Below are 20,025 nucleotides of genomic sequence, written 5' to 3'. Positions count from 1 at the left end.
CGTGACCCGGAAAGACCTGGATATGATCTGGCTGCGTGACGAACGACCGCTTCAGACTGCGGAAGATCTGTTTGGCACCCTCGAAACGGGTGTCGACACCGTCGGCAGCTTCGTCGAGTAGGTCCGGGCGGCCGAGATCACCGGCAAAGACGAAGTCGCCCGTCAACATGTATCCCGGAGCATCGGCGAAGGCACCGTCGGTCACCAGGAACGAGAGGTGCTCCGGGGTATGACCGGGCGTGTGAACGGCTTGCACGGTGATGTTGCCCAGAGCCAGCGTGTCGCCATCGTGGAGGCGTTCGGCCTCGAAGCCGTACTGCCAATCGTCGCCGCCCTCTCCTGAGACGTAGGTGACCGCCCCGGTGGCCTTGGCCAGCTCGCGAGTGCCGGACAGGTAGTCGGCATGGATATGGGTCTCGGTCACGGCGGTGATGGTCATGCCATGCCGATCGGCCAGATCCAGATACACACCGATGTCGCGGCGGGCGTCGACCACCACTGCCTCTCCTTTGGCCTGGCAGCCGATGAAGTATCCGGCTTGGGCGAGGTCTTCGTCGTAGATGCGTTCGAGAAGCATCGAAATCTCCTTGTCGATCGTGGCGGCGTTCGTATGGGTGTCAAGAATCCACGGTACCCCGTGGGGTATTTTTGCAGGTTCTGTGCGTCGAGGCGCACGGTTCCGATTCCTGCGGGGTGGAGGTGAAGTGGGCGGCATTCCACTGGGCGACCAGGGGCATCGCAACCGACTGATCCAGCGAGGCGCAACGACTCACAGCGCCACCGCAGCGGTTGCCGACCATCACGTCCTCCTCAGCCGTCCGGCACTCGCCGACTCGGGGCGGACGAGGGAATTTCATTCCTCCCGAGTGTGACGTTTGTCAGAATTGGCGACTAGCCTCATCCATAATGTACGTACATCCGTACGATCAATCAAGGAGAGGGTGGCGTATACCTCGGCACGTGTCCTTGCACCACCTGCTCGAACGCCGGAATGACCTTCCAACACGACTGCTGTCGATGCAGTGCACCTGGCCTCAATGACCACCAATGTCGTGACCACACGGCTCGCGCCCACACCGACGTCAGACCGGATGCGCACCCGCCGCTCGGGGACGCTCACGCTCTGGACTTCCCCGATACATCCTTCGACACCATGGTGTGCACGTTCTCGCTCTGCGCCATCCCAGCCCCGGACATCGCGCTCTCGGAAATGTCGCGAGTGCTGCGTCCAGGTGGAACAATGCTCCCCGCCGATCACGTCGCCTCGTCGATCCGGCCGGTTCGATGGATCCAACGCGCCCTGAAACTGGTGAGCATCCCGATCGGTGGCGTGCACTTTCTGCGACGGTCCTCGCTCGCGATCACCGGTGACGAGAGCTTCTCCATCGAGGACATCGACCGGTTCACTCTCGGTCTCGTCGAGCGTCTTCACGCCCGAAAGGTGTCCTGAACGGGCAGGTACGATGGGCGCGGCACGCGCGGCCGACCATATTCCGGTACTTCTGCCTCGACGAACGCGAGAAGCCGCTTCAGCAGTGCATCCGCACGGTCGTCGAGCGTTGAATCGACGCCACCGAGTAGCTCGTGCGCGTCCCGGCGTGCCTGGGTCCCGTATTCGTAGTATCCGGGGTCGAGTACCGAAGCCGAGGCGGGCTACGGGACGAGCTGTGCGCTCGGTTGCCGTGCCTGCACCGAGTGGAGTCGGTGCACAGGTACTCGCCCGTCCAGGTGGGCTCGAACGATGTCGGCGACCGCACGGGACGTGAGTGGGGTCGCAATCAACGGGGTGTGGCCCAACCGGTCGATCGCAGTCGACAGCGGCTGCCGATCGGCCGGATCGACGTACCGGTCGAATCCGCCGAGTCCGGTACCGCCCACGGCATCGAGAGCATTCGGGTACTCGGATACCGCGTGCGATGGCCCAGCACCTCCAACAAGCGCTGATACACCATCCGCGGCGAGATACCCCGCCCCCGTCAGTGCCGGGGGAAGTGACAGTGTGGACGCCGCGGCCTGTGTCGATACGAAGGGCGTCGATCCTTGGATCGGCGGTGACATTGCAGTGCCGCAGGGCCGCGATCTGGGTGTACGGCAGACCGGTCGAGGCGAAGATCAGGACGCGGGCGTCTCGCCGCGCGAACAGTTCTGACGGCCAACCGGATTCGGGGAGGCGGGCGATGATGCCGCCGATCACGGCTGCCAGCTCGTGCAGGCGCGCCGTACGCGCCACGTCCAGCGCAGCCCGAACGATCTCCGCGCGCCCCGGAGGGGGTAACAGCTGCCGGGAATGGGTGCCGTCGATCACCGCGATCCGGCGGCGTTGGGTCGTCGACGTAGCGAGGTGCACGTGGAGGACGCCGCGACGACCTGCAGCCAACGTACCCACGCGCAGACCGGGCAGGATTCGTGACGGCCGGTGAACGGTAGGGCTTTGAAGGCCCCGACGCCGTCCTGATCGGTCTTCGACGCCCGAATCCGTACGTGCGCACCGTCGAGGCGGTCGCGGCGGACACCGCCGCATTCGAGCGCCACGAGTTCGCTACGACGAAATGCGCCGGTATAGCCCATCAGAAGCAGCGCGGTGTCGCGCCGTTTGAGGACCTCCGACGCCCACCCGGTCACACTGAGACGTGCATGATCGACGATGGTGGTGATGTCGGAGGTCAGCAGCGGTGCGCGTGGATTGCGTGGCCGCTCGCCCGCCGACGCGTAATCCCGCCGAATACTGGCGAGGGTGGCGCGGACCATCTCGTGCCCGCCCGGGTTGTCGTGTCTGGTAGCGCGGTGGCGGTCGGCGATCGCTGCGACCCATTTGCCGAACGTCGCGGCCGCGTACGCCCGAGTCCCGTCGACGGTGAGTGTGTCCGCCGCGGCCACGAGATAGGCGGCCACCGTCGCGGGATGCGCCGGTAACGAGATATACCCGGTGGCGGCGCACCAGGTTTCGAAGCGTCTCCACGCCGAGGCGTAGGCGCGGCGGGTGCCGGTCGAGCGCGATGACGCCATCGACTGCTCGATCCGAGCGGCGACGTCGGGTGGGAGATCCGGAAACACCGCTGCGGTACCGCCCGGCAAGACAGCCGGAACAATGTTCGAGTCGTCTGCGAGCTGGCGTTCGGTCATGGGCAGGACTGTAGCGGGCACCTCCTACACATTTATCGAACAGAAACTACGCTCACCTGGCGTTTCCTCAAGGACGGTGCGGGAAGGAAAATTCTCGTCGGTCACCGCACAATTGACGTTGGTGACCATGACCCCGGCGCGAAAACGGGCTTCTCGGCTGTCGCAGCGTGTGCGTCGCGGAGGACCCCGCTCCATCGGGCGTTAGCTATGACGGCGGATGGTGCAGCGGGATCCCGTGGTCGAGGAACAGTTGCACCGTCTCATCCAGCTCCGCTGCGGTGCGGCACCCCCAGCGTAGGAAGTTGTACAACGAACTGGCGGATGCGGGGTCGACGCGCGCTGCCGCGATGGCGGCCTCGGCCGCAGCGTGCGCGTCAGCCCACAGATCGCGCTCGGGTGTGGGATAAGACGAGCGCGTCGGAGCTGTCCCGGGATCGACCGGCTCATAGGGACGTGGGCTCAGTAGAGATGCGTGCGCACCGCCGGCGTCGATCTCACCGCTCTCGACCATCGCAATGCCGATCGCTGCGGCCTCGAGGACTGTCGCCTGCTCGTCCCAGTGCAGGTCCTCGAACGGAACCCACGCGGTCCGAAGCGGGCGAGAACGACCGGCGGCCTTCCAGATCGCAACGAGCCTCGTCGCCCACCGTCCGGTGCGAACCAGTGGTGTGGACACTTCGTCGGCGACGGTGCGCAGAAGCCGAAACCAGACTGCGGCATGTACCCGGCCTGGGCCGAGTTCCACCCATCCCGTCGTCAGAGCCTCGGTGCTGCGCCGATCGAGGTCCGTGACCGCCGAGGGAACCGGAACGGGCGAGACCCGTTCGTCCGAACCGAACCGGACCTGATCCCAGAAGATTGCATGACCAGGGAAAACAGAGCAGGGTTCGAGTCGACAACGGTGGTCGAGGCAGCTGCTCAGCACCGGATATTGATGCAGCAGAGTCATGTTGATATCAGCAGTGGATTCGAGGCTGTCGATACATGCCGGGCATGCCCGACTGCGCGGAGTGCTCGCCCACGGCAACCATGCTTCGCTCGTGGGTGTGCGGCGTCGTCGATCCTCCCTCGCGAGGTCGGCCGGTAGCAGGATCGAGAATTGGTGGACGTAGGTGTCGAAGTCGCAGTCGGCGGGGTCGGTGCTGTCGAGCAGCCACGGTGTCCACCCCGCCAACGTCATCATCCGCACCCTCTCTACCGGGACTGCGCCGCGACCGGCCAGCTCGGCAAGGATCGGCTCCGGTGTGTAGCGGTCGAGATCCTCGACAGCACAATCGATATCGAGGTCTGCAAACAGATCAGAGGGCCTGATGTGCGGATACAGCTCGCATATCCGGGCCAACCAGGACGAGAGGACCTCACCTGGCAGTGGCGGCGGGTGCAGCGGCCACGGGCGAACGTACGCATCACCGGGCATCGGTGCGAGCCGCGCGTTCATGCGAGGTGGCGTTCGAACTGGCGGCGTCGCTCCGTGGGGCCGAGGTACGGAGTGCGCGAGAGCACCGATGAGGTGATCGCTTCCTCTCCGCTGTCGACGGCGGTCACTGCTGCGGCAGTGAGCAACGTTGCCAGTTCACCGATGGTGCCCTCGGAGCGAGTGAGAAGGTAGTCGGTCATCTCCAGTGATGTCACGTGCGAGGGTTTGCGGAGGGGGAAGCTCGTGCTGAAGCTGGCCAGCAGTGATCTGGTGTCGGCAGTGTTGGTCCAGACCGGCAAAGTCATGGGATGGAATCGGTTCTCCAACTGGGGATCGGTCCGGATGACGAGGTAAGCATCACGGGTGCCGACAGCGACAAGAGGAATGCGTAGTTCGTTGCCCAAAAACCGCAGCACGTTCAAGAATTCGCGGCGCACGTTGTCACGGCCGGCGAGAACATTGTGGAGCTCGTCGATGATCAACATCCGTACGCCGGTGGCGCGGAGCAGCATCAATGCTTGCTGTTCGAGTTCGTGGACCCGATTGCGTGGTCGGGTCGGTGTTCCCAACGCTGTGAGCAGTGCGAGGTAGAACCGGCCGGGTGACGGGTCCGGGGGCATCTGCATGCACAACACCGGTATCTGCTCGCGGTCGGACAAGCTGATCGGCGGATGAGTGCGCCGGAACTTTTCGATGATCATCGACTTGCCGTTGTTCGTCGGACCGAGCAACAGTAGGTTCGGCATACGCTGTCGGTCCGGCCACGACAGCAACGTCTCCAGATGGTCGATGACCGTACGGGCCTGCGGATACCCGATCCACCTCTCCGACCGGATCAACCGGATCTTGTCCGCGTCGTCGAGTGCGGCGAGCGGACGAACCGACTCCCGCAGGTGCCCCAAATCCTCACCGGACGACTCGGTGGCTTCGTCGCTGCTTCCTGTCGATGCGGTCATCGGCTCACCATTCCTCGATATCGCTGAAGACCGGCGTTGCGGTGCCGCCGTCCGCTCGAGGCTCCACCGGCGGGTGGATCGCCGGGATCGGTGCAGACGCGGCGCCGGTGAGATGCATGCGGCGGGCACGGTTGCGCCGGGCTTTGCGGGTGGCTTTCTGTGAGCGGTCGGTGACCTCGCGCATCTGCTCGATCATCGAAAACAGTGCGCCCTCATCGACGTTCGACCGACCTTGTTCGCGGAGACGGGTGATAGCAGCTCTGTGCTCCCACAGTGTCACCGCGGGATGTGACATCGTCCGGTACGGCACCTCGACATAGCCGGCACCGTCTGGTTCGAGGACCCAGATTCTGCTCAAATCGCGTGGGTCACGTCGTATCACGAACCGCCCCAGATCCTCTCGCCGCGCAACCCACGGTTTGAGCGCGTTCGAGAAGTAGTGCACGTGATCGAGGACGAAGCCCGTGCGCGTCAGACGTCGCCGGATGACGGGAAGAAAGTCCACCAGGAAAGCGGTTTCGCCGAGCACCACACGAGGGGCGTGACCAACTGCGGCGACCTCGCCGGCCCACACCGCGGCCGGAGTGTTCCCGATCCCTGTGTGAACGCTCGCGTGATACGAGGCTATGGCCAGGACCAGCCAGCGTTCCAACTCACGCAATGTCAACGCCGCGTGCTTGTCCGAGTCGTAACTTCCTCGGTCCGCTGGGTTCGAGAAGGTGGTCCCAGGCAGCTCGTGCACCGCCGTCATCGCCGTTCCGATGATGCGTTCGACGATCCCGCCGTAGTGCGGTCGGCCCGGAGGACGGTATTCGAGTGTGATGGCGTGCTGGGCGCATCCGCGGCGCAGCGCTTCGCTTTTGAACTCGGAGGCGTTGTCGAGGTACAACTGTTTCGGTTTCCCTGCCATTGGCCACTGCACCTGTTCCGCGAGCTCGCATGCCTCCAGCCATGTCTGCTTCTCGCAGCACACGCGGCCCAGGCACAACCCGACCGATATCGACGACGGCGGCTCCAGAGTGACGACGAACCCGAGTACGGAACGGCTGAGGACATCGATGGCGATCGTCAGGTAGGGGCGGCCGATCGGTTGCCGCTCGTACTCGTCGACGACCATCAGATCGACGACGGTGTGGTCGATCTGGACCTGATCGAGAATCCCCGAAACCGTCGGTGGATCGTCGCCGGCGGACTGACGTGGGCGGGCGGCATCGGGTCCTCCGCGTGACCTGGCCACCGATGCCGGATGGAGCGCGGCGATTCGTGCGGTGACGGTGTTTCTGGCCGGCACTGGCAGACCCGCGCGGTGACAAGTCAACGCGATACGTCGATGCAGCGCAGCGACACTCAGCTTCTGGCGGTGAAGAAAATATCGGGTGAGATGATCGCCGATCACCTCTTCGACCTCAGCCGCTACTCGGCTGCGGCCACGCCCACCCGGCGAGACCTTCGTCAGAAGATCGGTGACCGTACCTGTCCCGTCCCTGAGTTTGCCAAGCAACGCATAGACCCGACGGCGCGACAACCCCAGTCGTTCGGCCGCATCATCGACCGCTGCCAAACGCACCGGATGCATCTCCAGCAAGGGAGCCAAGACAGCGAATCGGGTCTCTGCCTGCGCCCACCGCTCCCCCGACGCCGTCAGCACACCGGTCTCCACGACGTCGAGCTCCATCACAAGCCTCCCTGTCACCGAGAGCTGAACGCGCGACCGTGCACCGCACTTCCGACATCAGAATGTCAGAAGACACGTGCACTCATCCTCAAAACGCCTGCAAAGAGTGCAGCCGTCTTTTGAAACTGACAGATTCGGCCGCGGGGTGTCTCGATAAACGATCGTCAAAAAGGACTCCGAGCCTCGGTGGGGGTGCCTGAAGTCTCGGTCCCGCCGTAGGTCTGCCATCGCGCACATGTACGTGACTGAATACTTATGGGTGACCAAAAGGGCTGTGCTAGCAACGCTAGCTAGCACAGCAAGCGGGCATCCTCATTCAACGGTCTAGATGCCCCGCTTGTCGAGGTACTCACAGAGCGCTGCGTCGGTCAAGGAAGCAATACTGATTGATCGGTCCCCTGTCTCGTACCGCAGCCTGTCGACGGCTCTGTTCAAACGAAGCTTGGTAGAACTCCGTATCCGCACATTGTGCTGCTCAGTAAATTTTTCCGCGCCTGGTCCTGCCGCCGGCCGCGCATTGTGCTGAGCCAACGGTTCGTTCGTTGCCGGAAGAGTGGGCTCGTTTGTCGGTCTGATACCGCCAGCACTGGTCGGAACGTCGACGCTCGGCGAACCGGTTGATTCTTGCTGTGCTTCGAGCCCAACGCGCCTGGGTGAAGCGGTCGGTCGCGAAGGGAGGTCTGCAGCCGGATGGCGGCGGATGGCGGGTTCGCGTTGTGCGTTCATGCGGCAGGCTCTCCTAGGAGGTCGATAGACAGTTCTTTCAACAGGGCGTCGTAGGCGACTTGCAGGTCTATCGCCCGGCCTCCCTTGTAAGAATGGATGGGAGTGTGGCTGCTATGAGCGTCTTGGCGCGCCGCCAGCTCCGGGATCCCCGCTCTTGCAACCAATTCGCCGTATGCAGCACGCAACTCGTCCTCGCGATACTGATGCTCCGAGGTCCTTCGTTTCTTAGACAAGACGATCTTCTCGAGCTCGAGACGAGGGTTCGCACGCCGCTTGACGTTGGTGATGGTTTCCTCAACCTTGGTAATCGCTCGCACGCTGTCGATGGTGGGTTCGGTGACCGCGATGACTGAGTCGCAGGCGCAGAGGACCGCGAAAAGTAACTTTCCAAGCGACGGCGGGCAGTCGATGAAAACTGCACTGTAAGGCGACAGATCGACACCCTCAAGCGCGATATCCAACCGAAAGATCAAGTCGTTTGCACCGTCAGCCTCAAGATTGGCGAGGCTCTGAGTCGCCGCGATCAGGTCGACCCGATCCCATTCGGTTGCTACTACCGCATCCGCTGCTGCACCCTCGCCAGTGACCGACATCAGGTCGAAGGTAGTTCGCATGTCGTCATCAACGTCGACTCCCAGACCGGTCGTCGCGTTGGCCTGAGGATCCATATCGATGACGAGGACGTGTTTGCCCTTGTCCGCCAATGCACTCGCCAATCCGAGTGTTGTCGCTGTCTTCCCAACCCCACCCTTCTGGTTACATATCGCGAACTTCCTGGGTTGCTTCGACGACGTCGACATTGGGATTCGCGTTCCTTTCTCTGTTTGAGGATCAAGGCCAACGAACTTTTCTCCGAGGAAAACTGCGTTGGCTCGCACCCTGGACCTATGCCCTGCAAGCCTTCTGGCTCGCTACGCTATAGCCAATTGCTTCGTGTGCTGCGTTAACACGCGGAGCGAACCTTGCGACGAGTGCTTGGCTCGCTTGCGTAGCTCGCTTCGCTCGTCTCGCACTGTTTGCACGCCGAGCTGCAGTACCTTGCGTATCTAGCCAAGCGGATCTAGTTACGCTAGATAAACGTGCTCGACGAGCAACTCTCACTTGCCTCGCAAGCACCGCTTGTGTAGCACTCGCAACTAGTGCACCACGCCTATCTAGCGTTGTTTTGCTAGCTACGCCAGCTACGTTAGCGCAAGTACCGGCGCTCCGCTCGCTCTGCATCCTTTGCTAGCTCCGCTCGCTATCATTGCACCCATACCTTTTCAATTACTGCTCAACAGAACGCGAACGGAGCGAACCCGGTTAACTGCCCGTCTGCGCGCAGGGCGAATCTCACGTGCAACCGCCCTCAGCAGGATAAATAGCAATGCTAGATGGCCTAGCACTCGCGTATGCCGAAGCCCAAGAGTGTCTGTACAGGGCTGGCGTTGCAGAGCCTTGCAACACCTTGCTCCACAGTGCGTCAGCCGAATCCGCCGGACCCACGGTTCGGCGGATTGAACTGAGAGGCGAGATAACTGCGACGGACTGCGCCAGGCAGCAACATCGCAAACCGAACATTCGCGAGCCTGTGATCACGTACGGATTGGGCGCTCTGTTCAACCCAGGCGAAATCATGCCCGGTGTCAGTACCGCTAGCGTTGCGAGCTCCGATAGCTATCATCACTAGCGTTGGCATTCATCACAACAGGTTGGACGGTCGTCTTACAAGATGATGACCTATGGGGTGTCGCGCGACTCGTCGGCTGCAACCGACTCAGCCTGCGGCGAGTTCAGCGTCGAGGATGAGGACTTGACGGTTGACTGCGTCCACAAGCGCCGCCGGCAACCATTCTCAAGGTGCGTAACGTGCGTCTTACCGACACCCAAGACACAGCGCCGCACCGCGAGGCTGTTCCCTGTCTAAGTCGTAGGAACGGTCGGAACCACGACTGCGCCCGAACGCAACCAATGATTCGGTGGAATACCGCAGTAACGGCGGGCCCCACGGCCACGAGGGAATCCCACACTTCGAGGCCCCAAAAAGCAGACGCGAAACGGACGGTCGTTGTAACTACCGGGGGAGGCAACGACCGCCAAGATCGCCTGGTGCAGCCCCGGGCCGGATCAAACTGGGGTCTACTACGGCGGCTCTTTCAAGTTGATTAGCAGGGACATTCATCCCGCCTTCGTTGTCACCCATAGTTCAATGGAGTTGACCCACGTAAATTGCATTTTCCGCAGCGTCTGGGGTGAAACACCAGTTCAGCACAGTTTTACGCTGCAGGCGTGTCTGTGACCTGCGCTAAGCTGCTCTGATGGACTTTCGACCAACCCGGACACCTGCGGTCGGCATGCCTGAAAGCATCGGGGCCGTGGCGGTTGAGCCGGAGATCCCACCCGCCGTCGCGAAGCGCATCGCGAGCGCCGTGCAGTCCTCCCGCTCCGAGGGAACACGTAGGACGTATGCGGCCGCGTGGAGACGCTTCACTAGCTGGTGCGAGTCGAATGGTCACGTGACGCTTCCGGCGCACCCGATCACTGTTGCCGCCTACCTTGTCGACGCCGCGGACACCCGCACGGAAACAGGGGAGCGGGCCTACGCCGTCGCCACTTTCGGCACCTGGATCGCCGCGATCAACCACCAGCACCGCACAACAGGCCATCTGTCTCCGACTGCCCACGAACTCGTCGCCGCCACCCTGTCCGGTATCCGGCGGGAGTATGCCTTGGCTGGGGACCGACCCCGCACCCCGCGAGACCCGCTACTGGTCGACGACATCAAACTCCTCGTCGGGACCTCCCGAGAACGGTGCCGCGGATGGGCGGACGAAGTCCTCGAACGCCGTGACTCCGCCATCCTGTTGCTGGGGTTCGCCGGCGCGTACCGCCGTAGCGAGCTGTCGGAGATGGTCTGTGGAGACGTCGCTGTGCATCGACACGACGGTCTGCACATCCGACTGCGGAAGTCGAAGACCGACCAAGAGGGCAGGGGAGCGATGAAGGCACTGCCTTACACAGACTCTTACGAGACCTGCCCACCCTGCGCGTACGTCCGATGGGTCCAGGTCGTCGCTGCGTTCGACCTCGGCGGCAGGCCATCAGTGATCCGGCTACTCCGCAATCGCGAACCGTTCGACGCGCACGTGTGCAGTGAGGGAGTACCTCGCACCGCCGCTCGCGCGCCGCTGTTTCGCGCAATCGCCAAAAACGGAAACCTCGGTGCCAAGCCGCTGTCCGGAGCAGCGATCCACCAGACCATCCGCCGGCGAGCCCACCACGCCGGCTTCGACCCGACCGCGCTCGCCAAGCTGGGCGGGCATTCCCTGCGCGCCGGGTTCGTCACCCAAGGCACCCGCAACGGAGCCGACGGATCCGCCATCGCCCGGCAGACCGGCCACGCCAGCCTCGACTCTGTCGAGGTCTATCGCCGCGAGCACGCGCCTCTCATTGGCAACGCTGTCAACGAGATCGGGCTGTGACGGGTCAACTGAGCAGAGACGCATTGGATATGATTGTGCAACAACGGTTCTGAGTTAGACGTGGTTCGGACCGAATGCGCAGACTCCGTTACCTTAACGCCGTCTGCGGTTAACTTCGTTGACTGACCGTGGCTTAAATGAACGCGAGAACGGTGCCGATTTTCGGAAATGGGCTAGCATGTGGCAATGCTGACAACACGTAGAAAGTATGTCTCGGCCCGCTGACTCAAACGGCGGCCAACATCAGGTGCCGCCCGACCTGTTTGCCATGACCGCAGATATTGCGACGCGCTACAGCGCTGCAATAGCGGTACACAGAGACCTCCTGGCACACATTGCTTCGACACGTGGTCCCACACATTCGGATCCGCGCTGGCCGGTAGACACCAACCCGCTCGAGGGTCCATCGCTGCTGGACGCCAGACTGAAAATCCACCTCCGCCACAGCTATCAAGACGCCGGGGACCTCGGATCCTTTCCTACAGAATCCAATCCGTTAGCAGTGCGCATTCACGTACAGGCCTTCGCGGCAACGTACCCCGACCGCGCAGCTGCCCGCAGCGATCTACTCGACGCCGTCACCGAGGTCGAAAGCGAAGCATGGACGCGCGCGCTACTCGGCGACCGTTGGGCCGACCACGCCTACGAACTGGTGAGGGACGAGCATCCTTCTGAACGCGTGCGCGATCGCATGTGGTTCAAGCAGCGGATCTACGTGGTACTGCTCGGGCAAGACGGGGAACCCACGCTCGCTCCAGACAACTTCGCCTTCCCAAGGCTATGGCATGGCATCTGCTCTGCCCGCAAGATCAGACCCCAATCCGCTTCTCTGGGAGCGCACATCGAACGCGTCGGCCCCTTCTTCGACACCGGCGAGATTCGGGATCCGAACACCGATGCCGATGGGGGCTGGCGGGTCGAGTTCACCGGACTCGACCCCGCTGACCTCACTGCCTCAGCCGGGGACGCCGCACGACATCTGATGCGCCGTGTTCGTATGCGCGGGGTGATCGACAGCAAATTCCGTACCACGCGCGTCCATATCGAAAACGACACTGCCCGTGTGTATTTCCTCTGGGCCAAGAACCCGAACACGTTCGCGCTGTCACTACCGCTACCTCAATCAGTCAACGACCTACCTGGACCGCCGGCCGATACACCCGGCTCCCTGGTCTCCGAGACTTTCGCGAACTGGCAGGAAAACTTGCGGACCGGATTGCTGTTCTGGGGCACACGTACACGAATGAGCGACGGGACACTGCATGTGTCATGGCCCACGGGTGGCCTGCAACGTGATCGCGCCTACTACATCGCGAACGTGCCACAGCACGACAAGTCCGGAGTCTGGCTTGCCGAAGCGGGGTTGAACATTGACAAAACCGTTGCAGCACAGTCATCCGGTCATCTCGCCGCCTGGCTGCAGGCATACGTCAACAACGCGGCCGGAAGACCGTTCGTCGCCCACGCGGCAGCAAGATGGGACGACGACACCACCGCGGTCGTCGATGTCGTCGAATCGGTACCGAACACACCAAGGTCTGTGCTGACGAAACTGGTCCAAGCAATCACCCACGCACTAGCCAACTCCGGCGCACGGACCATCGAATTGCATTATGTCGACCACGCTTTCGTGGCCTTCGGGTACATCGAACATCCCGGTTCGGAAGGCACGATGCACCTCGACGTCACCACGATGCCATGACTACGCCGCACGATGACGACGCTGATGCAGACCTCGACAATTCACCGAGGAGGCGTATGGAGAACCGTTTCAGGGAAGACCGACGCCTGGGGCTTTTCATCGCGGCCGTTACCACTCTCGTTCAAGCGGTCGCTCGACGCGATCGATGGCAGATCGCCCGTAAGAGCACGGGACCTTTGCTTCGAGACCTGTTGGCCGGGCGGTACGACGAGGTGTTCGTTGTCGATGTTCACGGCGAGCTGCCCTGGCTCGAAGACGTTCCTATTGCTGTCGCCGACGATCGCGTTGCTGTGGTCGTCGGGTCTATCCCCGCGTCGAGTGAATCCGGACCGATTTCGATCACAGCCGTCTTGGTCTCGCGCGATAGTCCACGGCTCTGGTTGGTCGCGGCGCTGAACTTCGAGCTCGTTGCAGACCGGGATTTTCAAAAACAGGTCCAGTTGGGGATGTTCGACGAGGAGGAGGATCTCGCGGCTATCGCAGCGCACGGACAACTCGACACCGAAGCAGCTGGCATCGACTGGGACGACCCCACGGTGGTCCTTCGGTCCGACGAGAAGGTCACGTGCACGGTCGCAGACGCAGTAGCCGAATTGAACGATTTCGATCGGTCGGCGTGGAGTTGGCTGGCCGCTGATTGCATCACCTTCGGTGGCATGTACCTCCGAGCAAGGCATCCAGAACTGGTACGCGAGTATCCATAGCCCGACCACTTTCGGCAGGTCAGTAAGTCTCGAACGAGTTCGCTCAACCGGCTCGAATTCGGTGATGCGGCCCTTGAGCGCAAGGCGCGTAGCGGCACTGTACGGCGAACCCCATCCGACGAAAGGAACCTTTCAGCGGGCCTGCAAAGGGGACTAGAAGTCGAGCCTCCAGGCGGAGGCTTCGGTCCAGAGACCGTCTTTGTTGTGTCGGTACTCGGTAGGACTGTCGGAGATGCTTATTGCTGCGGGGTTGAGCCAGTGTGTGGCGTCGGGTGTCCAACCGGCCAGGACGCTGGCACTGTCGCCGTCGAGCAGGTGCACCGGTACCGCGTTGCCGGCGGTCGTGAGATAGCCCCAGACGGTGAGGTGGACTGCATCGAACTGCTCGGCCACCGATGCCCAGTCGGGCATGTGCCATCTGCCGGCGCGTCCGGTCGTGTTGTACCAATCGTGTCGACGGGATGCGGTGACCTCGATGGGATGGTCTTCGACCAACCGCGCCCAGTCTGCAGGTTCGGTGATTTCGTAGATGCGTGGGTTTCCGTCCACGGCGACGGGTGAAACTCGTGCGCGGTCCCAACCCATGTCGTCTTCGGTGAAGTCGAGAGCCAATGCGGGGATTTCGTTTGTTGCGCGGGTGGTTTCGGGGCTTCCGGCGGCCATGGGTGTCGACCACCAGAATCCGCTGTACGGTGCTGCCGGGTCTGACGGTCGATCCCGAGCCGCGCGGTTCTCCTCCTCGATGAGTTCGGTTTTCCAGTCGTTCCATGCGGCAGTCGTCGGGCGTTCGACGGTGCCCCACCCTCCGAAGTGCTCGTCGTACCACCACACCGATCGCTGGGAGGTGAGGTCAGCGGGGGATCCGAACCACCGGGTGTGTGGTGCTGCGGAGATTGCTTCTGCGATCCGCCGGAGTGGTCGACCGAGCTCGTGTGAGTCGAGGATGACGTCGATTTCGTCCGGTGGCTGCCAATAGCGGGCATAGCCAACCGTTTCCATCAATGCGGTCAGCAGATCGGATGCGGACGACGCCGTGAACGCCGATGTAGGGATGCTGTCGAGGGCGTCGGCTGATGCGCCGAGACCGGAGGGGCCGTAGTCGACGTACCCGTGGGCGGTGCGATTGAGAACCTGGTGCAGTTCGAACGTCGGGTCGAGGTGCGAGGCGAGAGACGCGCAGAAGCGCCGTCCGCGTGGGCACAGCAGTAGCGCTTGTACAGGGTCCATACGACATCACACTCCCATCGCCGAGCTCGAGCGTAACGTCCCGAGCTACGACACCGTCGCACCATCTTTCGTAGACAACTTTGCAGTACTGATTCTCTGCGGGTCTACCATCGCAGTGATCGCGGCCGGACCGACGTGGCCACGCGTGAGCGGTCAACGGGAAGGTTCGTAACCTGACAAGCCGGTCGGCAGATCGTCTACCTCTCCTGGGAAATCCAACAGTCATCAACTCGCCCGACCATTATGCGGCCGTGCCGTGGTGGTGACGGAGACGAGGGCGACCCGACGGTCGGAGGCGGTTTCGAACCGTCTCATATCAGCCACTCGGTTGATCATGATCGGTAGAACCCGATTGGCCGAGTAGTCTCTGGCACAGAGGATCTTTCGGCGAAGGGTAGTGCGCGAACGGTTCAGTCGTCGACGGCGAGATCGAGTACGAGGATCTCGGTTCGCACCGGTGCCGAGAATCCTGTGCGCGGTGCACGGTCGTCGGGTTCCTCGGCCGGTCGGTAGACGTGCAGGCTCTCGGGTGGGTTGACCAAGTTGTAGAACCACTCGGTGCCGGCGATACGTTCGAGTTCGTGCCACCCGACATGTGAGCCGGTTCGAAAGTCGTTCAGAATCGAGACCAGTTGAAGTCGCTGCACGATCCCGGTCGTGACGCGGTCCTCGTCCACAGTGTTCGACCACGCTGTGAGCGGCTCACCGGGTGGCCTGTTCGGTGTGTCGAACGCGGTGACGCGGAGTGCTCCGGAGACCGTCAACGTTGCAGGTACGGGGATCGTCGAGGTGTATCCGAACCGGAGCCCACCTGATGTGGCCGTGGCGGGTTGCAGTCGGGTGTTCTGTTCGGGGGTGGACCCGAGGTGGACGACCGTGTCGGCGTTCGTCGCTGTCAGGTTCGCGGTGAGCGACCATCCAGGTCGCAACCCTGCCCACAGGCGGGCGAACGGGTCATTCCAGAACAGTTCGAAACGCACACGCTCGCCGAGTTCCGGTGGCCTGCTTCGCGAGTACTGCTGAGAATCGAAGATCACGGGCACGAGCATCTTCGAAGTATTGACCCAGTGACCCGTCGGACTTGCGTCCGGTCGTTTGCGCTGCGCGCGACGCCGGGCTGGTCAAGGATCTGGAAACGGGCGACACATTGGTGCGCGAGTGGCATGCATGGGAGTGCAAGGCTCTGCGAGAGCTGCTCGAAAGCTAAATGGACGACCCTCTAAAGGATCCATCCCTACGTATTTGAGTATGGAACGGGCTCTGCCCCAGCTTGAGTCGGCCGACCATGTGGCCACGACCGACGACAACAACCCTCAACACGCAGCTTATGCAGCTAGACGCAGCTTCAGGCCGTCCACCGTCTCGCTTGGCAAACCGAGCCACCCAATTTCTATTGCCACAGACAAGAAACTTTCCACTACAGTCAACGCGCGCTCCACGATCTCCCGTTCCTCGGGGTCACCGGTGTCTGCATGTTTGATCTTCTGCAACTTTTCGCGTGCCACAACTAACCCGGCCGCCGCAACCTCATGAAATATTGAGCGCTCGGCTACTTGCCCCCCATGTACGAAACAAAGAGCCTGAGCCCGCTTAGTGGGTCTACTGATGCCCTTACTCTTGTCGATGTACACGAAATCACTGTCAGCAGCTCGATCAGTAGCCTCCAGCCAGGCCAGAACTTGCTTATCAGGGAACGCTTCGCGAAACAACCTGTCAATCAACTCCACCAACGAGCCAGCGGCCTGCGCGACTCCATCCTCTGATGTGTTCAAAGCAGTGGAGGCCCCAGCTAGCTTCCGGCTCAGCTTGGCACTTATCTCGGCGAGCGTCTTGCGGGTGGCACCCGACAGAAGCGGCCGCAGGTTCTCGATGATTTCCCCGAGGTCGGATTCGCCAGGCAAATTCGGGTCGAATGCGATCGAGCTGAAATCGAAATTTGCCTCCAGTACATTCGTGAGTACCCCGTCAAGTGTCAGCACGAGATGCAGGACCGAATTCGTGGGACCAGTTCCAAACGGACCTAGCTTCGCTACCTGCTCCGGGGTAAGGAGGATTGCGCAGTCATCTACGGCAAGCGCGTACGGCTGTATTTTCGAGATCAACTGCCGCAGAGCGTGTGCCAACACGGTCGTGTCCGAAACCAACGCCGCAGCTAGCCGGTCGTATGCCGCCGCACCGATGAAACGGCGAAGAAATCTCTTCCAACTGTCGGTACCGGTCTTCTTAGCCCACCGCGGAACCTGCATCTCGGAAAGTTCCGTCAGACGAGCCGTGAACCGTTCAATCTCATCCCCAGATTCGGGAAGATCGAACGTCTCGATCAGCCAATCGAGGCGCTCCTCCGCGGATCGCAAATCGTGTGGGTCGACAAATACCATCGCGGCGGTTATGGCCGCGTCCAACAGGGTCAGAATCCAATCGTGCAGCTCAAGGATCGAGCGTTGCCCCTCCGGCAATTTCGCTAGTTCTTTCACAAGCTCGGACCTCCCCCAACTGGCGGAGGAAAGCGACGACGACTGCGGCGATTCGTTTGAGCCCATTGCTCTTTCCGTTCATTTTGCCGGACACCCGCGCCCCTTCCAGAACGCGGGTGTCCGTACAGAACCGAGGTCCTACTTGCCTTTGCCTGCACCGTTCTTAGTGCGATCGACGACCAAGTAACCTTGCCCCGATTTGGGGGTAGGAGGCAGCGGCTTGCCCTTCGTAGTGGTGCGCTCTTCCCCAGTGCGCCCGCCGCGCGGTCCGACGATCTCGACCTGCCCCGAGTTGGGAGCCCTGGTTCCGGGTTTCAACGGTTTGGAAGCGGCCATAATGGCGACTCCATTCTCGCGCATCCAGGTCTCTTGCAGACCGAGACGTATCTGGAACCGCAGCGCGTCGATTTGTTACGGAACACCGCGAGTTCTAGAGTCGGAAATCAACCACGATTGACCAATACCTGAAGCCTCGGCGTATATGCCCGAGGCTTCAGGCATATCTGCGTTCCCCATCTTAGTTGTGCAGTCCGACACATCGGACAGGACACGCCGTAGAAACCCAAGATGTAGCCTAACGAATCGGACCAAGGCACTACATCTGGTGACGGATCCTGCTATCGGGAACGTCCGGGCTTCAAGCTCAAATCTCTTATGCGGTGCCGCCAGTTCCATCCTGGAATGGACGATCTCATGGCAGCACGTTGCTGAGTGATCTGCACCATGGAGTACAACGTGGCAGAAACCGTTCATCACATGGACTTCCAGGTTCGCTCGGCCCCAGACTTCCAACTGGCTTCGAGCGTTAACATGCGGATTAGGAGCTTCGTCAACATCTCTTGACGGTGCGGTAACTTAACGAGGGCGACCTCACCAAGCCTCCTCGGGCTTGTGGGTTGTACTGGAGGTGCGGGGCGTGTTTACTGGCGTTCGGTGACCCCGCGCCCGTCGGCTTCGTCTGGCGGTCCTCCTAGTTCGCGGGTTTTCATATGTGGTTGCAAGAAGTAGAGGGTCAAGTCCTCGAACAATTCATCTACGACGGTGTCTCGTTGGCCGACGCGAACGCGATGCGTCGCTTACCGCCGGTGCACCGAGATCTGTTCGACAGCTTCGTGTTTGCCGCCACGGCCGTAGCGGTGGGGGAGAGCGACTGGAGCAGATTTCCGATCGCTTGCTTGGGCTATCTGTCGGCCGTGCACGGTGACCTCACGTTGGTGCCGCCGTTGATACCTCCCGACACCGCCGACGTGGTGGCGGACGTGCTCTCACGTTTCACACCGTTCAAATCCGGAGATGAGCGCGTTGCGGACGGTTCGCGCATCAACGAAGAACAGTACCGACTCGCGGAGGAATTGTTCACCCGTCTCGGAGGTGATCATGGGGACGGCGCAGGTGCTGCCGGGGCGAGAGCGCACAGCAGGATGATGTCCGCGCGTATTGCAGATGGGTTCGTTCATCCTGTGATCGGGGCGCACATCTGGAGCGATGTTCCTGCCGCTCCGCGGGCACACCCGGGCAGCGGCCCCGAAGTCACCGTTCTCGAACTCGTTGAGGGAATCCTCGCTCGGTGGCGCCAGTTCCCGGCCGAACGCGCTGGAGCCGAGCGCGACATCCTCACCGAAGCACGCTCTATCGGCTGGTCGGGGGTTCGCGCGCCCAGGAATACGGACGCTCCTAGCGGCTGGTACGCACACTCACCCGAAACCGCCGGCGTCATCGGCCGCGAGGCACACGCCACCAGTGAAGATCCCGCGCGTCCTGTGGTCGACGAGCACGTGCGACCGCGACACGAAGATCGGTGACCGCACTGTGACGGTGAACCGGCTCGCTATGCGTACGGGTCGTGGGGGACTGGTCGCTCACGTCGACATCCTGGTCGAGGCAATCGCGCGTGGGGATAGGTGGGCTGTGGCGCGCCGCGCGACGGGCCCACTGCTGGAGCAGTTGCTGTCGGGTGATTACGACGACACGTTCGGAACGTCAGCGGAATCCGATCGATCCGTGGGTCTGGGCGGAGCGCCGGTGGTTTTGATCGACGGCAACGTGGCGATTGTGGTTGCGCCGGTGACGAACTCAGGATCGGGGTCGGTGGGCGCGGTGACGGCGCTGCTGATCCGGTCTTCGACGCCTGGCACGGAGAGGCGGTGGTTCGTGGCGTCACTGACTCAGGACCAGATGCTGGATAACGAGTTTCAGCGGCGGGTGCAGCACGAGTCATTTCCGATCGACGCCGACCTCGACATCATCGCCGCCCACGGACCCCTCGATGTACGCGCTGCATCGATCGACTGGGACGACGACTCGGTGATCCTTCAGCGCTCTGACACCGGTGTGGTGACCGTGGCGGACGCGCGCGCCGAGGCGGCGACGTGGTCGCGGGAAAGCTGGCATTGGCTTGCCGACGAAGCGCATACATTCGCCGGCTTGTACCTGCGAGGGTGCCATCCCGAACTGGTGCGCGAGTTCCCACCCCAACACCCCCGCTGCGAAGGTAGTGGATGAAGGCACTGCCTCTGCTGCTCCGGCACGGGTTGATGTCGGGACGACCCGCTGCAGTTGC

The 20,025-nt window shown here is 62.2% G+C and carries 17 protein-coding genes; 8 read left to right on the top strand and 9 right to left on the bottom strand.

What is annotated here, in order from left to right; translation table 11 throughout:
* Window positions 1-577: MBL fold metallo-hydrolase (locus MTX35_RS24000; RefSeq protein ID WP_206510259.1), on the bottom strand; the 577-nt coding region annotated here is incomplete at its 3' end.
* 414 nt (window positions 578-991) lie between these two features.
* Here MTX35_RS24000 and MTX35_RS23995 point away from each other — a divergent pair.
* The 3 genes from MTX35_RS23995 (at window position 992) to MTX35_RS23985 (ending at window position 2,149) form a co-directional block, all read left to right on the top strand.
* On the top strand, window positions 992-1,450 hold the full coding sequence (locus MTX35_RS23995) for a class I SAM-dependent methyltransferase (RefSeq protein ID WP_080733148.1): 459 nt from the start codon (window positions 992-994) through the stop codon (window positions 1,448-1,450).
* Window positions 1,451-1,788: 338 nt separating this feature from the next.
* The gene (locus MTX35_RS23990) at window positions 1,789-1,944 is read left to right on the top strand and encodes a hypothetical protein (protein ID WP_155288742.1); all 156 of its coding nucleotides are present in this window, start codon (window positions 1,789-1,791) and stop codon (window positions 1,942-1,944) included.
* A gap of 55 nt (window positions 1,945-1,999) precedes the next feature.
* On the top strand, window positions 2,000-2,149 hold the full coding sequence (locus tag MTX35_RS23985) for a hypothetical protein (protein ID WP_155289453.1): 150 nt from the start codon (window positions 2,000-2,002) through the stop codon (window positions 2,147-2,149).
* 152 nt (window positions 2,150-2,301) lie between these two features.
* On the opposite strand, the gene MTX35_RS23980 is transcribed toward MTX35_RS23985, so the two are convergent.
* From MTX35_RS23980 to MTX35_RS23960, 5 genes are all read right to left on the bottom strand, one after another.
* Entirely contained in the window at window positions 2,302-3,123 is an 822-nt protein-coding gene (locus tag MTX35_RS23980) for a hypothetical protein (protein WP_307786631.1), read from the bottom strand.
* Between the two features lie 205 nt (window positions 3,124-3,328).
* Window positions 3,329-4,561 carry a TniQ family protein gene (locus MTX35_RS23975; protein WP_094639478.1) on the bottom strand — a complete coding sequence of 411 codons (1,233 nt, stop codon included), beginning with the start codon at window positions 4,559-4,561 and terminating at the stop codon, window positions 3,329-3,331.
* Window positions 4,558-5,496 (bottom strand): TniB family NTP-binding protein, encoded by a 939-nt coding sequence (locus tag MTX35_RS23970; protein WP_206489807.1) that lies wholly within the window; start codon window positions 5,494-5,496, stop codon window positions 4,558-4,560. Before MTX35_RS23970 ends, MTX35_RS23975 begins: the two co-directional genes overlap by 4 nt.
* A 4-nt stretch (window positions 5,497-5,500) precedes the next feature.
* Entirely contained in the window at window positions 5,501-7,171 is a 1,671-nt protein-coding gene (locus tag MTX35_RS23965; RefSeq protein WP_243597320.1) for a Mu transposase C-terminal domain-containing protein, read from the bottom strand.
* Window positions 7,172-7,893: 722 nt separating this feature from the next.
* Window positions 7,894-8,697, bottom strand: a complete 804-nt coding sequence (locus MTX35_RS23960; protein WP_032407517.1) for a ParA family protein — start codon at window positions 8,695-8,697, stop codon at window positions 7,894-7,896.
* Window positions 8,698-10,194: 1,497 nt separating this feature from the next.
* On the opposite strand from MTX35_RS23960, the gene MTX35_RS23955 reads away from it, so the two are divergent.
* The 3 genes from MTX35_RS23955 to MTX35_RS23945 all read left to right on the top strand — a co-directional run bounded on the left by MTX35_RS23955 (window position 10,195) and on the right by MTX35_RS23945 (window position 13,764).
* Window positions 10,195-11,358, top strand: a complete 1,164-nt coding sequence (locus MTX35_RS23955) for an integrase (protein ID WP_243597319.1) — start codon at window positions 10,195-10,197, stop codon at window positions 11,356-11,358.
* 502 nt (window positions 11,359-11,860) lie between these two features.
* The gene (locus MTX35_RS23950; protein ID WP_243597318.1) at window positions 11,861-13,060 is read left to right on the top strand and encodes a hypothetical protein; all 1,200 of its coding nucleotides are present in this window, start codon (window positions 11,861-11,863) and stop codon (window positions 13,058-13,060) included.
* Between the two features lie 56 nt (window positions 13,061-13,116).
* On the top strand, window positions 13,117-13,764 hold the full coding sequence (locus tag MTX35_RS23945; RefSeq protein ID WP_243597317.1) for a hypothetical protein: 648 nt from the start codon (window positions 13,117-13,119) through the stop codon (window positions 13,762-13,764).
* A 153-nt stretch (window positions 13,765-13,917) separates the two neighbouring features.
* Here the strand turns inward: MTX35_RS23945 and MTX35_RS23940 are convergent, their stop codons facing one another.
* The 3 genes from MTX35_RS23940 to MTX35_RS23930 form a co-directional block, all read right to left on the bottom strand.
* Entirely contained in the window at window positions 13,918-14,991 is a 1,074-nt protein-coding gene (locus MTX35_RS23940) for a hypothetical protein (RefSeq protein WP_243597316.1), read from the bottom strand.
* A gap of 410 nt (window positions 14,992-15,401) precedes the next feature.
* Window positions 15,402-16,040: a hypothetical protein gene (locus MTX35_RS23935; RefSeq protein ID WP_243597315.1), complete on the bottom strand. Its 639-nt coding sequence runs from the start codon at window positions 16,038-16,040 to the stop codon at window positions 15,402-15,404.
* 276 nt (window positions 16,041-16,316) lie between these two features.
* Window positions 16,317-17,531 (bottom strand): hypothetical protein, encoded by a 1,215-nt coding sequence (locus tag MTX35_RS23930; protein ID WP_243597314.1) that lies wholly within the window; start codon window positions 17,529-17,531, stop codon window positions 16,317-16,319.
* A 923-nt stretch (window positions 17,532-18,454) separates the two neighbouring features.
* On the opposite strand from MTX35_RS23930, the gene MTX35_RS23925 reads away from it, so the two are divergent.
* Together MTX35_RS23925 and MTX35_RS23920 are read left to right on the top strand one after the other, a co-directional pair.
* Complete coding sequence (locus MTX35_RS23925) at window positions 18,455-19,267, top strand: hypothetical protein (RefSeq protein WP_243597313.1); 813 nt, start codon at window positions 18,455-18,457, stop codon at window positions 19,265-19,267.
* 199 nt (window positions 19,268-19,466) lie between these two features.
* The gene (locus MTX35_RS23920) at window positions 19,467-19,967 is read left to right on the top strand and encodes a hypothetical protein (RefSeq protein ID WP_243597312.1); all 501 of its coding nucleotides are present in this window, start codon (window positions 19,467-19,469) and stop codon (window positions 19,965-19,967) included.
* Window positions 19,968-20,025 lie beyond the last annotated feature (58 nt).

Origin of the sequence: Rhodococcus sp. ARC_M12 (assembly GCF_022810385.1) — a bacterium.
Lineage (GTDB): Bacteria > Actinomycetota > Actinomycetes > Mycobacteriales > Mycobacteriaceae > Rhodococcoides > Rhodococcoides navarretei.
This window is presented reverse-complemented; position numbering and strand designations above follow the sequence as displayed.